Here is a 13,971-nt window from a genome sequence, read left to right as displayed (position 1 = left end):
CAACCTAGCGCGCGCTTGCGTCTCCGAGGATTCGGGATAGAGGCCTCGATGCGCGTCGCGTACCTCGGTCTCGGCCAAGCTTCCCGCTTCGCGAAGCGACCAAGCCCACCGAGCCGCGTCCGACTCCAGCTCGTCAAGTCGCTGTTGCGCTGTCTCGAATTCGTGCTCCGGGCCTTCAGGAAACGCCGCTCGTACATCCCATCTGCTCAGTGGCAGTTACCGCAGCTCGTCGAACACGTTGGCGTTGTACCGCGTCACACCGATGTCCGGGGTGATCGGTGCCCACGCACCATTGCGCTTCACCAGAAGGAGCTGCACGTCATCCGTCGCGGGCTTGACCAGCGCATCACACTGCGAAGGTGGCCCCACCCGAATCGACGCACCATCACCTTCGCCACCCTTGACCACGTCCAGAAGCTGAACCGTGAGGTGATCGTTGGTGGTCTGCTCGATCGTGCCGTGCGCAACGAGCTCAGCATCGGCCGCGGCGGCCGATGCGTTCGTGTACTCGGCGAAGCTCGGGCATGCCGAGGAGCGGACACCCGAATGCGCGCAGCCAGCCAGCGCGGCGGCGATGAGCACCGCCGCCGCGCCGGCAACTGTGAGTGTGTGTCGCACGTCACTCCTGCTCAGTAGAGAGCGTCGATTCCGCGGAGATCCCCGAGGCCGAGCGTACGCTGCGCGGTCTCGCACGTCGACGAGGCCGGCTTCATGACCAGCCCAGTCGACTGCGCGACATGGTCAAGCCCGAACGTGTGCCCCCACTCATGTGTGGCAACACCCCGAAGGTCGTAGTTCGATCCGGAACAGCTCGAGGCCGAGTTCCACGAGTAACCGGTCGCGTACTTTTGATCGGATTCTGTCGCGTTCCCAGAGCCGTTGTACCAGGTGCACGTCGTGGCCAACGTGCCGGACGGCAACGCTCCCCACCCCACGACGTTCGTGCCGCTGCTCGAGCCGCAGCCAGCTGCGGAAGTCACTCCCGGAGCTTGCGTCGTGGTGGTCACGTAAGAGTTCTTCGCCGCCGAGTTCACCGTCGTGCTACACGCAGTGATAGATCCTCCCCAGGCGTTCGCGCCGTTGCGCACCGCCGTCAAACCGGAGGTCTTTTGCCCCGATGAGTTGTACCGCCAGTTGACGGTCCCGACGCCGAGCCAGCTGAAACCCAACAGCTTGTATGACGAACTCCCGCAGCTGGCCTGTACCGTCACTCCCCCGCTGCCTCGTGAGGGCGCTGCAAGCGTCGCCGCGAGCTGACGCCGTTCCAGCTTCGTCCGCTCCTGCCGTACCGCAGCCGCGGCGCCACGCCATTCATCACCGACCTTGACGGCAACCCCAGCATCCGTGTTCGACACCAGTACGTCCTCCAGCTCGGCCGCTCCCTCAGCCGCCGTGCTCGTCGCAATCACCGTCGTCCCGACCTCAGGGATGACAAACGAACGACCGTCCTCCAGAACAAGAGTGCCCGCCGTGACAACACAGCCAGAACTGACTGCGGTCACCGTCAACGTCGGTGACGAGCATCCAGTGGATGTGGCCTGAGCCGGTGCTGCTACCAGTGCCGAAGCCCCGACCGCCACCCCGACCACGCCCGCGATCAACTTGCGCTTCATGCTGATTCCCCGATCTCAGCGAGAGCCTCACACTCTCGATAGGAGCCATGCTCAGTATTTTCTGTACGACTGTCAAGGAAACGGGCCGCGGCGGTCCGACCGGGACACCGATCCCGTCTCGATGGCCGATACGCCTGTGGGCTCAGGTTCTCGGTCGGCGGCGGCGGAGTGCGTCGAGCATCCGGGTCGGCCGGCGTCGCGATGGGTGCCGAAGTCACAGCCGCCTCCAGTACGGCAAACCACGACTTCTGTCGAGGCCTCGGTGCCATTGACGCGGTCGACTACAACTACCCGAAAGAGATCCATGGCGAATACGATGCAGTGCTTGATTGCCACGGCACGTCCCTCGAGTCGTACCGGCGCCTCGTGCGGCGCGGCGGGAGGATCATGACCCTCGCCACTCGCGGCATGGGCTTCGCCTTGCGGTCGGCGGTCAGTCCGGGTCCGCGCGTCCGGATCATGATGGCGCAACCCCGCCGCGCCGACCTCGCCGCACTGTCCGACTACGTGGACCAGAAGCTCATCCATCCCGTCGTGGAAGACACACATCCCCTCGAAGAGATCACCCATCTCCACAAACTCGCCGCCCGTGGCCACGGTCGCGGAAAACGGGTGGTACAGGCCACAGGGCATCCGTCGGCGGTGACTACCAGCAGACGAGGTGCCAGGAAAATCCACCGGTGTCCGGCCGCGGGCCGACGAAGACGTGAGACGGTCACCACCGACCGGGTCCGAGCGACAAGCGCGGGCTAGACGACCTGAGGGGGCGATCAGTTCGAGGAATCCACCGTGCGTGCCCTCGAGACCGGGCATTCTTGCGGGACAGCTACACGCGAATGCTCAGGACAACCAGCACACGGGCAAGTTGTCGCGGTTGACGCCTCGTCCCATGCCCCCATCAGGAACCGGCTATCGAGATGGCGCTGGTGGGCTGTCGAGCGCGAGGTGTTCGAGGACTCGCACCAGCGCAGCCTGGTCGATGCCCTCGGTGCGTTGCAGGAGGTACTTCCGGACCGCATCGGCGTGGATCGGTCGGGCCACACGCACGAGACGCACTCCCTCGTCCGTGATCCGCACGAGCACACCGCCATCGACCGCACTGCGGCCGACGAGTCCGCGCTTCTCCATCCGCGTGAGCTGGTGGGACAGACGGGTGCGATCCCACTGCAGCGAGGCGCTGAGGTCGTTCTGTCGGAGCTCGCCGCCCCCGAGCTCGACGAGTCGGGTCACGATCCCGAAGTCTTGATCGGAAAGCCCGCAGCCAGCCTTGATGTCCTCGGCCACCCGCTGCCGGACGGTGTCCGCTGCGGTCTTCCACGCATGCCAGAGGCGTTGTTCCTGCTCAGTCAGCGGCGCGGTCATGCGGCGACTCTACCGACCCGCTGTTGACGCATCAACACGGAGGGAGCATGCTGTTGACATGACAACGCCAAACAGGACGCAGAAGGTCGCGCTCGTCACCGGCGGGAACAAGGGCATCGGGATCGCGATCGTCCGCGGTCTCGCGCGAGAAGGTTTCACGGTCCTCCTCGGCGCACGCAGCGCCGAGGTCGGCCGGGCAGCCGCCGCCACCGTCGACGGTGACGTGCGCCCGGTCGTTCTCGACGTGACGAATCAGGACCAGATCGACGGTCTCGTCGCGGACGTCGCTGACGAGTTCGGTCGGCTCGACGTCCTGGTGAACAACGCCGGCGTGAACACGCTCACGTTCCGGCCACTGGAGGACCTGCCCAAGCCGACCGAGGAGACCGTCGACGACTTCAAGAACGTGTACGAGGTCAACGTCTTCGGCGTCGTGCGGATGATCGCCGCATTCCTGCCGCTGCTGACGAACGCAGCGGCGCCTCGGATCGTGAACGTGACGAGCAAGCGCGGCTCGATCGGCGAGGCGGGGGCCTGGGTGGGGCAACCCTCGATGGTGTACTCGAGCTCGAAGACCGCGGTCAACGCCATCACGGTGCACTACGCCCGCGAGTTCGCGGACACCACGCTGAAGATCAACGGCGCCGCCCCTGGACACGTCGCCACGGACTTCAACGGCTTCCGCGGCACGCGCACCCCCGAAGAAGGCGCGGCTGTGGCGGTGCGACTCGCGACCCTGCCCGCTGACGGCCCCACCGGCGCGGTCTTCGAGGACGACACGCAGCTCGCATGGTGACCGCGACATCGCGCGAGATCCCGGTCGCCGGCAATGCCGACACCGATCCGACGAGACCAGCATCCGGAAGGGAAGCGGTCTCAACCGGCACTCGGCTCCTGACGAGGGGGCGTCCGGTGAGGGGGTGCGATCAGTTCGAGGAATCCGCCGTGCGCACCCTCGAGATAGATAATGCGCGTGCCGGCGCGGGCACCGTTGGTCATCCGGTGTGGCGTCCCGACTGGTCGCCAGCCGTGTCTGGCACACAACTCGAGCACCCGATCGAGATCCGAGACCGTCAGCGCGATGTGCACCGTGCCGATGCGCGCCGGGGAGCCCGCTCGCTCCGGCGGCTCGGGCGGGATGTACTGCAGCAGCTCGACTCGTTGGTGACCGAGCCTGACCGTAGCTGCGCGGATCGTCGCCCCGCCGACGCCGGTAGTCGCGGCCGTCGTGTCCGCGTCGAGTGAGAAGACGCGTTCGAGGGTAAAACCGAGCCCGGAGCACCACAACGACAAGGCGTCGTCCAGGTCGGTCACGGTGAGTCCGGAGTGAGCGACGTCCGAGACGAGCAGTGGTGTCATCAGATCAGTATCGGACTCGAACTCGCGATCACAATCTGCGGGGAACTGGCGCTGAGAGGGCGACGAATGAACACCGCCGTCGGCGAAACGCCCGCATTCAGGACGTGCTGCACCAGATGGGGCGAGCCGTTCGGCGCTCGTACGCGGGCTGACGCGTATCCGCGAACGACGCGTCGAAGCTTCACGATGGACTATTGCTCGTCAGTTCGTGGGCTGCGGTCTTCAGGAGTGCGGTGTCGATGCCTCGGCGACCGAAGAGGACGAGCGCTTCGCGGTCGTCTCGGTCAGGGAAGACCGCGACCGCAGCGACAGGTTCCTGTGAGAGGCCGTCACTCCAAGCCGTTCGTCGCCGCCGGATGGTGGGCAGGAGCCGTTCGTACTCGTCGACGAGCTCCGGATGCGCTGGGCGCGCGTCGCGAAGCACGTTTGCACGCACGTCCTCTGGCGCAGCGCTCAGGAGAAGCCGCCCGGCGGCGGTCGTGAGCGGGTTCCTCGGGAGGTACTGATCAGCAACGACGGCGAAGCGCTCGTCGAAGGGCCGCTGTGATCTTGCGGTGTAGACGACGTGGCGGCCGAGGAGTACGGCGATCGCAGTTGCGGTGTTGAAGCGTTCCGCGATCGCGTCAACGTCGATGCTGGCCCACTGCACGTGCCGCGCGGCGAGGAGTTCGAGGACCAAAGGTGCCGGCCCGATACTGAGGCCACGCTCGGTGCGGATGAGCCAGCCGCGCGACGCCAGCCCGAGAGCGATGTCCTGAACGGATGACCTCGGGATGCGCAGTCGGCGCGCCAATTCACTCACCGTCAACGGGATGTCCGCGCGGGCCACCATGTCGAGGACGTCGACGATCCGGTCGACGCTGCGATGGGAACTCATGTGTTCAAGGTGCCGCAAATGCGGCAATCCTGTGATGTGCACCATCGGCGGTCCGAGGCTTCGCGTATGAACTCCACGCCGCTTCAAGACCTGTCCAAAGTTCTTCGCCTCGACCTCTCGAACGCAGAGATCGATGGCTCCGAGCCCGAGACGACCTCGCCCCACCGCCTCGCCGAGTGCATGGCGGCGGCGATGGCCGCACACGGCTTGGCGGCAGCGGGGTTCGGTGCACTGCGAGGCGGTCCAACACGATCTGTGCGCGTCCGGACCGAGGATGCGCTGCTGCAGCTCATGGCTGTCTTCGCGACGCGGATCGGCGACGTGCCAGCCGCGGCCACCATGGAGGACCCGCACCTCTTGGGCGACAGTGACTTCTACACCTGCCGTGACGGGCGCGAGATCTTCATTCTCCTGTCCTTCCCGCACCTGCGCGATCGTGCCCTTCGCGTGCTCGACTGTCCGCCGGGAACTGATCGGATCGCGGCAGCAGCCGCGGAATGGGACGCGCTCGCACTTGAGGAAGCAATCGTTGCCGCTGGCGGGACGGCCACGATGGTGCGGTCCCGAGAGGAGTGGGCAGCGTCGGCCGCAGGGCACGCGATCGCCGGAGAACCGTTGGTGCGCCTCGAACGCACCGCTGATGCCTCCCCCGTCGGCCGCACGCCGCTCGCTCCGTCCGATCCACCACTGTCCGGTGTCCGTGTCATCGACTTCACGCATGTGATCGCTGGGCCGATCGCTGCTCGTCTGCTCGCGGAACTTGGTGCGGAGGTCCTCCACGTGTCGCGTCCCGACCGGGCCGACCCGAACGCCATGATCATCGAGACCGGCGTCGGGAAGCGGAATGCGTTCTGCGACCTTCGGACGGCAGCGGGCAAGGCGCAGTTCGAGGACGTTCTCGCGGGTGCAGACATCGTCATCCACAGCTACCGCCACCTCGCCAGGTTCGGGTTGGACGCAACACGGCTCGCCACCGAACACCCTGGACTCGTCTTCGCCGACGTGCACGGCTGGGGCGACCGCGGGCCGTGGGCTGACCGGGGCGGGTTCGATCAGCTCGCCTGCTCAGCGACCGGCTTCGCTCTTGAAGAGGGCGGCGGGGAGCATGCCGCTCTCCCGCCGACATACCTGTTGAACGATTACGTCGCCGCGTTCCTTCTGGCAGCAGGGATCGAGACCGCGCTGACCCGGCAGGCGACCGATGGCGGTTCCTGGCACGTGCACGTCGACCTCGCACGGGTCTGCACCTGGGTCCAGTCATTCGGACAGAATCCGAACCAGATCGCGGCCGGACCCGACCTTCGCACAGGGCTTGCCGCCGTTGACACGGTGCAGATCGACGGACCGTTCGGACGAATCAGTGCCCTTCCGAGTTTCGTGCAGATCACCCCACCCTGGGATTCCGTGCGCGGCGTTTCTTCCCCGTTGGGATCATCGGCAATGAAGTGGTCGGACGCGCACTGACCTCGCTGGACTGCCGCCCGGGCGACTGGTCGTTCGTGGACCGTGGCGAGCGATCACGTTGGTGAACGAGGCGAACTCGTCGGGACGGATTCTCCGGTTCGGAGCAGCGGGGCCGTGCGTCCCGTACGCGCGGCCCCGCCTCTGGGAGCACCACTCCCCGAGCGGGACGAATCAGGGGTCCCGCTCCGTCCGCCCGGTCGAGGGCGGGCGTCTCGTCACCGCACGGACGGCGGCGAGAGTTGACCCGGGCACGGGTTCACCCCTTCACCGCCCCGGCTGCGAAGGCGTCGATGAGTCGTCGCCGGAGGATCGCGTAGAAGACGAAGACCGGGACAACGCTGATCACGACACCGGCGGCGAGCCTGCCGAGGTCGACGTCTGCGCCCTGGAACGCGCCTTCGCTGCGGAGGAGCGGCAGCGCGACCTGCACCGTGTAGGAGGTGTTGGTCGTGATGACCTGGGCGAAGATGTACTCGTTCCAGGCGGACAGGAAGCACAAGATCGCGACGGTGGACAGCCCCGGGGTGACGATCGGCAGCAGGACGTGTCGCATCCGTTGGACCGCCGTCGCCCCGTCCAGTTCCGCCGATTCCTCGATCTCCTTCGGCACCGCTCGGAAGAACGGGATCATGAGCAGCACCGCCAACGGGACGTTCATCGCCGCGTAGAACAGGACGAGGAACAGCAGCGGCGCGTGGATTAGCCCCGTCTTGACGGCGAACAGGTACGTCGGCACGAGCACGGCGAACTGGGGGATGAGGAACGCGAAGCCGAACGCAACCTGCGCGAAGGTCGAAAAGGCACCGGCACGGCGGGCGATCCCGTGCGCCGCCGGGGCGGCGAGCAGGATCGTGAGGAGGACCGAGCCGATGGCGACGCCGAGCGAGTTGCCGGACGACGCCAGCAGCGCGACCGACCGGTTCGCGTCGAGGAACTTCTCGAACGAGAACGCAGACGGCAATCCGAGGGGGTTCAGGGTGATGTCGAGGTTCGACTTGAACGCGCTGACCAGCAGGTAGTAGAGGGGCAGCAGGATGAGGATCGCGTAGACGACGACGGGGGTGTACGCCGCCGTCCATCCCAGCGATCGCTTCACCCGGGTGGCACGTGGTTGCATCGTCACTCCTTGGTCCGGAAGGCGAACCGGATGACGCCCATGCCGATCAGCCCGACGAGCAGGCCGACGACACCGATCGCCTGGCTGTAGCCGATTCGCCCGGACACGAACGCTTGGTCGTACAGGTAGAAGGCGAGGGTCATCGTGCTCGAGCCCGGCCCTCCGTTGGTGAGCAGCAGGACGGTTCCCGCCGATCCGAGGAAGAGCCAGAGGAACTGCAGCATCGTCATCAGTCCCACGAAGTCCTTCGTCATCGGGTATGCGATGGAGAACATCTCCCGCCAGACGCCCGCGCCGTCCAGACGCGCGGCCTCGTACGTTTCGGGCGAGATGCGGCCGAGGGCAGCAGAGAAGATGACACCGGTCGCGCCGATGCCGGCCCATGCTTCCGTGGCGATGACGGACCAGAGCGCGGTCGACGGGTTCGACAGCCACAGGTGCTGTAGGTTCCCGAGCCCGACGGCACCCAGGATGCTGTTGATGGCGCCGGACGGCTGGTACAGGCCGGTGAACATCATCGCCCGCGCGGACGCTGACACGATCCACGGCGTGAAGAGGATCACCGACAGCACCGTGTGGCCCGGTGGTCGTCGACTGAGGAAGAAGCCGAGCAGGAACCCGCCGGGGATGATGAGCAGGAGCCCGACGCCGACGTAGAGGACGGTGTTGACGATGGCGGTCCGGAGGATCTCGTCCTGGAACAGGTACCGGTAGTTGGTCAGGCCACCGAAGTGCGGCTGTGCGACGAGGCTGTTCCAGTTGAAGAAGCTCAGCGCGATCATCGCCAGCAGCGGCAGGACCATGAACAGCCCGTACCACGCCAGCGCAGGCGTCACCTCCGTGACCTGGCTGCGCCGTTGTCGGCGGACGCGGCGCCGTCGAGCAATCGTGCTCGGCAGCGCAACTGACTCGATCAGTTGGCTTGCCATGCCTGCTCCAAGCTCTGCGTGACCTGCGCTGCGGTCGCACCCTTGACGAACGCCTGGGTCGACGCGCGGAAGAACGCCGAGGTCACCGTGGGTGAAAGGCTGTTGTAGGTGGGCTGGAAGACAGACGTGTCCTTCGGCAGTTCTTCCTGCGACTCGACGTTCAGTCTCGGCAAGGTCGTCGTGTCCAGGTCGAGGGTCCCGGTCTTCGCCGGCGACACGTAGCCGAGGTTCGCGAACGCGGTGAGGTTCTTCTTCTCGTACATGAACTGCACGAACTTCTTCACCGCGTCGGCCTTCTTCGCGCCGTTCGGGCTGATCCAGACACCGGTGGACTGGCCGGCGAAGCTGATCGGCTTGTCGACGGGGCTGCCGCTCGGGAGCGGGAAGCCGCCGAGCCGGATGTCGAGGTTCCCGAACGAGGTCGCGGCGTTGCCGTACCCCCATGAGCCGTCGAAGAGCATCGCTGCTTTCCCGGCTCCGAACGCAGCGACTTGGTCGGGGTACTTCATCCCGGCGGAGTCGTCATCGAACACGCCCGCGTCGCGGAGCTGCAGCATGCCGTCGATGACCTTCTGGCCGTCGGCATCGGACCAGTCCCCGGTCGAGAACAGTTTCGTCAAGCGCTTCTCGCCGATCTTCGCGAGGCCGACGAGGGTGATCACGGCGGGCGCAGGGTAGTCGGCGGCGCCGACGGCGAACGGTTGGACGCCGGCGTCGCGGAGCTTCTGCGAGTCAGAGATCAGCTCGTCCCACGTCGATGGGGGCGTGTCGATGCCCGCCTTCTTCAGAAGGCCCATGTTGTACCACATCGGCCAGTTGTAGCCTTCGAGGGGGAAGGCCTGCAGTTGCCCCTTCGTGTTCGTCCACGCCTGCAGCGCGGACTTCGAGAACGTGTCGTCGAGGCCCCAGGACTTCAGGTACTTCTTCACGTCCACGGTGGCGCCGTTCTGCAGCCAGGTCGTCGGATCACCGACGAGGTTCGTCATGACGATGTCCTGCTCGTTGCCTGCGACGATCGACTTGCCATACGTCGTGGGGAGGTCGGTCTGTGCGACGAAGTCGTTGCTCACGTCGATGCCGGGGTTCGCCTTCTCGAAGTCGGCGCTGAGGCCGTTGAGCCATTTCCCGGCCGGGCTGCTGCCGGAGTAGAGACTCAGGGTGGTGATCTTCGTCGTCCCATCGGACGTGTCCGCGGTCGTCGAGGTGGAGCAGCCGGTCATGGCGATCGCTACCGCAGCGGCAAGGACCGCCGCTGCGGCGCCCCTGCGTCGAATGGTCCGGCTGGACTGGGTGATGGTCATCGGGTTCTCTTTTCTCATCGTTGAGTGTGAGCAAGGTGGTGCGGAAAGGGGACCGTCGACAGATCAGGCGTCGGCGGCGACTCCGGTCGTTGACGTGCGTGCACGATCAGGGTCGAGATCGTCGTCGTGATCCAGGACGACTGCCGCGAACGCGGGGAGATGCACCGCGGCCGTGTCGCCGTTGGTGTGGCGGACGATCGTGTCGCTGTCCGACCCGGCCGTGTTGACGACGACGGTGTGGACGCCGCCGTCGTCGGTCAGCAGGGTGTCGGCGAAGGTGTCGAGGTCATCGGTGCTGACGTGCGATGACACGCCTGCAACCACGGCCAACGCTCGGTAGAGCTGAGCCAGCGGGCGGTGGTCGACGTGCGGTGTGCGAGCACTGAGGAGCTCAAGGGGGTACGTGGAGAGCACCGTGCGTCCGAGGCCGCGTTCGTGCACGAGGATCGCGGGACGTCCGTGCCCGTCGCGCGCCACGACCTGCGCTCCCTCAGCGTTGACGGGCAGGAATGCTCTCGCCTCTGAGGAAGCTCCGGTGGGGAACTGCAGCACGGTGCCTTCTTGGATGTCGCCGAAGTCGGCGCAGAAACGGATCTCGATGGGGTCATCGGTGATGGGTTCCGTGACGCCGTAGCGCGATCGCTTCCAGATGCCGAACGCCTCGTCGGCATCTGGCCACCACCACGCGCGCTGGTTCAACGTCTCTCCGACGCAGTGGCTGACCCAGACGGTGGAGCCTGCGGCGGCCGCGTTCAGGAGCGCTCGCGTTCCTGGAGTGGTGATGGCCTTCGCGGACGGGACGATCAGCAAGGACGCCGACGGGATGGCGGCATCGTCAGCGACCATGGCTGGTGGCACGTCTGCAAGTCGTGAGGCGATGTACGCCTCGAGCAGTGCAGCGCGGATCGCGTCGTTCTCGGTTTCAGACCAGAACGGCTGGTGCTCGGTGAAGTAGCCGCTGACGACCAGCCCCACCTGCGCTGGGGCGCGGTGAGCAGCGGCGAGGCCCCGTTCTTCGACGGTCCTCGAGAACCGGGCGAGCTCCTCCAGCGCCGGTTTGGCTCGTCCAGTGGTGTCGGTGAGGCCGAACGAGAGCTCGAAGGGGCGGTGGTCGTAGGGCTCCTGTGTGACAGCGGCGAAGTCGGTGTTGTTCCAAGCGATCCACCCGGTCACGCCGGCGGTGAGTGTCGTCCACAGGATCTGCCGGTAGTAGTCGGCGGCGTGGTCCTCGGCAACGAACGAGTCGCTCACACCGAATTCCTCGAGGACGACTGGCTTGCCGTACCCCGCGCAGAGCTCGGCGTTGAACGCCGGGATGAAGTGCTGCCGGAGCAGGTCGTCGCTCATGTGGTACGCGTGCGGTCCGATCCAGTCGACCAACGGCGCGGTCCAGGAAAGCCGGAACCCGTTGTCCGCTCCCATGACCTCCTTACCCCACGCGCCGTCGCCCAACGAGACGGGCTGGTGACCGCCTGCTGCGCGGACGGCTTGCACCATGAGCTCTGCCCAGGACCGGATCGCGTCGCCGTCGACGCGTTCGGCGGGACTCATCAGCCCGCCGCCGCCGCCGTACAGCGGCATCTCGTTGGAGATCAGCCACCCGCTGACAGCCGGGTGATCGTGGAAGCGAGCCACCATCTCGCGGATGAACCACGCCTGACGCCCAACCATCCAGACGTCGCTGTAGAGGTCGCGACCCCCACGCCAGGCCGGATCCCAGTTCTGACCGGACATGTGGCCGATCAAGAACGTCGGGATCGTGGTCATCCCCAGTGCCTGGTGCAAGTCGAGGAACTCCTCGAAGGCAGCACACCGCGTCTCGTCGATCGACCAGGGTTCCGGGTGGAAATCGGGCCAGAAGAAGAACGACCGCGTGAACGAGACACCGTGCCGCCGCATCACCTCCAGCTCCGTTCGGACAAGCGCCGCGTCGAAGTCGCGCCACATGAACGGACCGCCGTCGCGTGACCAGAAGTTCACGCCCACGGGAGGGTCGAAGTGTGCGCGCATCGGGCGCTCGATCTGGGTCCGCATCACCCGGTCCTTCCGCTTCGTCGTCGGGGTGTCGGAAGAGTAACCACGAAAACCGCTCACTTGCAATCATTTTGTTCCGGAGCGCGGTACGCTCGCCTCGTGACGAACGGGAAACGGCGCGGACCCTACGCGAAGACCGCCGCCCAGCGAGAGAACATCCTCGCGGCGGCGAGGCGCAGCTTTGCTCGGTTCGGGTACAGCGGGTCATCGATGCGCGGCATCGCCGAAGAAGCAGGCATGACCTTCGCCGGTCTCCGTCACCACTTCCCGACGAAGGACGAACTCCTCATCGCGGTGCTCGAGCACCGCGATCAGGAGCACCAGGACCAACAGCGGCAGCTGCACGGCTCGGCGTACGTCCGTGACTTGACTCGCCTGCTGATGCAGTCGCTCGGCGAGCCGGCCATCACGGAGGTGTTCACGACGCTCTCCGCCGAAGCGGTGGCGAGGGATCATCCAGCGCACGAGTTCTTCACTGCCCGGTACGAACGCATCCGACACCAGTTCGCGGACGAGGTCCGCCGGGCCGAGGACGAGGGTTGGTCACCGCGCATCGGCTCGGACGATGCGGCGGTGTTGATCGCCGCTGTGATGGACGGATTGCAGTTGCAATGGCTCCTCGACGAACGCATCGACGCCCAGCGGATCTTCGGCGAGTTCATGCGCATCGCGGGTCTGGAGGCAGGAACCGCGGTCGCAGCTCCCGCTGGCAGGTTCGACGACGCATCGGAACACCCGCAGGCGCCCGATGACCGTCGCTGAGGTGCGCGGGTCCGTGTCAGCGGGATTCCACGCCGTCACCGACGCGTTCGGTGCGAATTTCGCGCGCGGAGCCGAGACCGGCGCCGCGGTGAGCGTCTACCGCCACGGGGAACCCGTCGTGCAGCTGCATGCGGGGGCAACGGACGACGGATCTGCCGTCACCCAGGCCACCCGCAGCGTGGTGTTCTCCGTCAGCAAGGGCATCACGACGATCTGTGTGCTCATGGCGGCCGAGCAAGGGCTGCTCAGCCTCGACAGCCCGGTCGCGGAGTACTGGCCAGAGTTCGCCGCGAACGGCAAGGACACCGTCACACTCCGGCAGATGCTCGCGCATCAAGCAGGCCTGGTCGCTCCGGAACACCCGATGACGATGCAGCAGCTCCAGGAGTGGTTCCCCGTCACGGACGCGCTCGCCGCGCAGAAGCCGATGTGGGAACCAGGGACGGCGCACGCATATCACGCCATCACGTTCGGTTGGCTCGCCGGCGAAGCCCTCCGTCGTGCAACGGGTCACCGGCCAGCCGAGTGGCTGCAGCACCACATCGCCGAACCGCTCGGCATCCACCCGTCGTTCGGCATCGATCCCTCGGATGCCGACTTCTCCTACCAGAACGTTCCGCCGCCCAGCAGCACACCAGACCGTCCCGCTGCCACAACGGCCGATCTCGAGGCGGTAGCAATGCAGAACCGGATCATGGGGATGCATGGCGCGTTCGATGGTGCGCACCTGTTCGACAGCGCCAACCGATCAGACTTCCTCGCCGCGGAACTACCCGCCGCGAACCTGGTCGCCACGGCTGACGAACTCGCGCGGGTCTACGCAGCCACGGTCGGCGGTCGCAACGGCGTCGAACTGCTGCAGCCCGCGACCGTGCAGGATGCCCTGCGGGTCCAGTCGAGCGGCCCACCGTTCGTCGGTGCCGACTGGGGACTGCGCTGGGGCACCGGCTTCATGATCGACTCACCCACGCGCCGCATGGCAGGCCCAGGCAGCTTCGGCCACGACGGCGCTGGCGGACAACTCGCGTTCGCGCATGCAGGGACGGGTCTGTCCTTCGCCTACGTCACCAACCGACCAGGAGACGACGCCGACAGCCGTGCGGAATCGCTCTGCGAAGCGCTCCGCTCCTGCCTGTGACCGTCTGACCACACA

General features: G+C 66.4%; 14 protein-coding genes. 5 read left to right on the top strand and 9 right to left on the bottom strand.

Features of this window, described 5'->3' with window-relative positions; translation table 11 throughout:
• Window positions 1-216: 216 nt before the first annotated feature.
• Together ACEN9V_RS14775 and ACEN9V_RS14770 are read right to left on the bottom strand one after the other, a co-directional pair.
• Window positions 217-618 (bottom strand): hypothetical protein, encoded by a 402-nt coding sequence (locus ACEN9V_RS14775; RefSeq protein ID WP_413600927.1) that lies wholly within the window; start codon window positions 616-618, stop codon window positions 217-219.
• A gap of 11 nt (window positions 619-629) precedes the next feature.
• Window positions 630-1,613, bottom strand: a complete 984-nt coding sequence (locus ACEN9V_RS14770) for a matrixin family metalloprotease (protein WP_413600926.1) — start codon at window positions 1,611-1,613, stop codon at window positions 630-632.
• 201 nt (window positions 1,614-1,814) lie between these two features.
• On the opposite strand from ACEN9V_RS14770, the gene ACEN9V_RS14765 reads away from it, so the two are divergent.
• Window positions 1,815-2,366 (top strand): zinc-binding dehydrogenase, encoded by a 552-nt coding sequence (locus tag ACEN9V_RS14765; RefSeq protein WP_413600925.1) that lies wholly within the window; start codon window positions 1,815-1,817, stop codon window positions 2,364-2,366.
• 156 nt (window positions 2,367-2,522) lie between these two features.
• On the opposite strand, the gene ACEN9V_RS14760 is transcribed toward ACEN9V_RS14765, so the two are convergent.
• Complete coding sequence (locus tag ACEN9V_RS14760; protein WP_413600924.1) at window positions 2,523-2,975, bottom strand: MarR family winged helix-turn-helix transcriptional regulator; 453 nt, start codon at window positions 2,973-2,975, stop codon at window positions 2,523-2,525.
• A 58-nt stretch (window positions 2,976-3,033) separates the two neighbouring features.
• On the opposite strand from ACEN9V_RS14760, the gene ACEN9V_RS14755 reads away from it, so the two are divergent.
• Entirely contained in the window at window positions 3,034-3,771 is a 738-nt protein-coding gene (locus ACEN9V_RS14755; RefSeq protein WP_413600923.1) for an SDR family NAD(P)-dependent oxidoreductase, read from the top strand.
• Between the two features lie 80 nt (window positions 3,772-3,851).
• Here ACEN9V_RS14755 and ACEN9V_RS14750 read toward each other — a convergent pair whose 3' ends face one another.
• Together ACEN9V_RS14750 and ACEN9V_RS14745 are read right to left on the bottom strand one after the other, a co-directional pair.
• Window positions 3,852-4,334: a VOC family protein gene (locus ACEN9V_RS14750; RefSeq protein WP_413600922.1), complete on the bottom strand. Its 483-nt coding sequence runs from the start codon at window positions 4,332-4,334 to the stop codon at window positions 3,852-3,854.
• Between the two features lie 181 nt (window positions 4,335-4,515).
• A complete protein-coding gene (locus ACEN9V_RS14745) occupies window positions 4,516-5,256 on the bottom strand; it encodes a helix-turn-helix domain-containing protein (protein WP_413600921.1) in 741 nt (246 codons plus the stop codon).
• A 21-nt stretch (window positions 5,257-5,277) separates the two neighbouring features.
• Here ACEN9V_RS14745 and ACEN9V_RS14740 point away from each other — a divergent pair, with 21 nt between their 5' ends.
• Complete coding sequence (locus ACEN9V_RS14740) at window positions 5,278-6,675, top strand: CoA transferase (protein ID WP_413600920.1); 1,398 nt, start codon at window positions 5,278-5,280, stop codon at window positions 6,673-6,675.
• 256 nt (window positions 6,676-6,931) lie between these two features.
• Here ACEN9V_RS14740 and ACEN9V_RS14735 read toward each other — a convergent pair whose 3' ends face one another.
• The 4 genes from ACEN9V_RS14735 to ACEN9V_RS14720 form a co-directional block, all read right to left on the bottom strand.
• The gene (locus ACEN9V_RS14735; protein WP_413600919.1) at window positions 6,932-7,792 is read right to left on the bottom strand and encodes a carbohydrate ABC transporter permease; all 861 of its coding nucleotides are present in this window, start codon (window positions 7,790-7,792) and stop codon (window positions 6,932-6,934) included.
• Between the two features lie 2 nt (window positions 7,793-7,794).
• Entirely contained in the window at window positions 7,795-8,721 is a 927-nt protein-coding gene (locus ACEN9V_RS14730; RefSeq protein ID WP_413600918.1) for a carbohydrate ABC transporter permease, read from the bottom strand.
• Complete coding sequence (locus ACEN9V_RS14725) at window positions 8,706-10,022, bottom strand: ABC transporter substrate-binding protein (RefSeq protein ID WP_413600917.1); 1,317 nt, start codon at window positions 10,020-10,022, stop codon at window positions 8,706-8,708. Before ACEN9V_RS14725 ends, ACEN9V_RS14730 begins: the two co-directional genes overlap by 16 nt.
• A 63-nt stretch (window positions 10,023-10,085) precedes the next feature.
• Complete coding sequence (locus ACEN9V_RS14720; RefSeq protein ID WP_413600916.1) at window positions 10,086-12,056, bottom strand: glycoside hydrolase 5 family protein; 1,971 nt, start codon at window positions 12,054-12,056, stop codon at window positions 10,086-10,088.
• A gap of 99 nt (window positions 12,057-12,155) precedes the next feature.
• Here ACEN9V_RS14720 and ACEN9V_RS14715 point away from each other — a divergent pair, with 99 nt between their 5' ends.
• Window positions 12,156-12,818 (top strand): TetR/AcrR family transcriptional regulator, encoded by a 663-nt coding sequence (locus ACEN9V_RS14715; RefSeq protein WP_413600915.1) that lies wholly within the window; start codon window positions 12,156-12,158, stop codon window positions 12,816-12,818.
• Window positions 12,805-13,956 (top strand): serine hydrolase domain-containing protein, encoded by a 1,152-nt coding sequence (locus ACEN9V_RS14710; protein WP_413600914.1) that lies wholly within the window; start codon window positions 12,805-12,807, stop codon window positions 13,954-13,956. Before ACEN9V_RS14715 ends, ACEN9V_RS14710 begins: the two co-directional genes overlap by 14 nt.
• Window positions 13,957-13,971: the final 15 nt, after the last annotated feature.

Origin of the sequence: Curtobacterium sp. Curtsp57, from assembly GCF_047324335.1 — a bacterium.
Taxonomy (GTDB): domain Bacteria; phylum Actinomycetota; class Actinomycetes; order Actinomycetales; family Microbacteriaceae; genus Curtobacterium.
Note: the sequence above shows the minus strand (reverse complement) of the source record. Positions and strands in the feature narration are given on the sequence as shown.

Bases quoted from the DNA above. Each gene is read 5' to 3' on its own strand.
- ACEN9V_RS14720 (WP_413600916.1), bottom strand. From the start codon at position 12,056: ATGCGGACCCAGATCGAGCGCCCGATGCGCGCACACTTCGACCCTCCC.
- ACEN9V_RS14745 (WP_413600921.1), bottom strand. From the start codon at position 5,256: ATGGTGCACATCACAGGATTGCCGCATTTGCGGCACCTTGAACACATG.
- ACEN9V_RS14725 (WP_413600917.1), bottom strand. From the start codon at position 10,022: ATGACCATCACCCAGTCCAGCCGGACCATTCGACGCAGGGGCGCCGCA.
- ACEN9V_RS14750 (WP_413600922.1), bottom strand. From the start codon at position 4,334: ATGACACCACTGCTCGTCTCGGACGTCGCTCACTCCGGACTCACCGTG.
- ACEN9V_RS14755 (WP_413600923.1), top strand. From the start codon at position 3,034: ATGACAACGCCAAACAGGACGCAGAAGGTCGCGCTCGTCACCGGCGGG.
- ACEN9V_RS14770 (WP_413600926.1), bottom strand. From the start codon at position 1,613: ATGAAGCGCAAGTTGATCGCGGGCGTGGTCGGGGTGGCGGTCGGGGCT.
- ACEN9V_RS14735 (WP_413600919.1), bottom strand. From the start codon at position 7,792: ATGCAACCACGTGCCACCCGGGTGAAGCGATCGCTGGGATGGACGGCG.
- ACEN9V_RS14730 (WP_413600918.1), bottom strand. From the start codon at position 8,721: ATGGCAAGCCAACTGATCGAGTCAGTTGCGCTGCCGAGCACGATTGCT.
- ACEN9V_RS14710 (WP_413600914.1), top strand. From the start codon at position 12,805: ATGACCGTCGCTGAGGTGCGCGGGTCCGTGTCAGCGGGATTCCACGCC.
- ACEN9V_RS14760 (WP_413600924.1), bottom strand. From the start codon at position 2,975: ATGACCGCGCCGCTGACTGAGCAGGAACAACGCCTCTGGCATGCGTGG.
- ACEN9V_RS14765 (WP_413600925.1), top strand. From the start codon at position 1,815: ATGGGTGCCGAAGTCACAGCCGCCTCCAGTACGGCAAACCACGACTTC.
- ACEN9V_RS14740 (WP_413600920.1), top strand. From the start codon at position 5,278: ATGAACTCCACGCCGCTTCAAGACCTGTCCAAAGTTCTTCGCCTCGAC.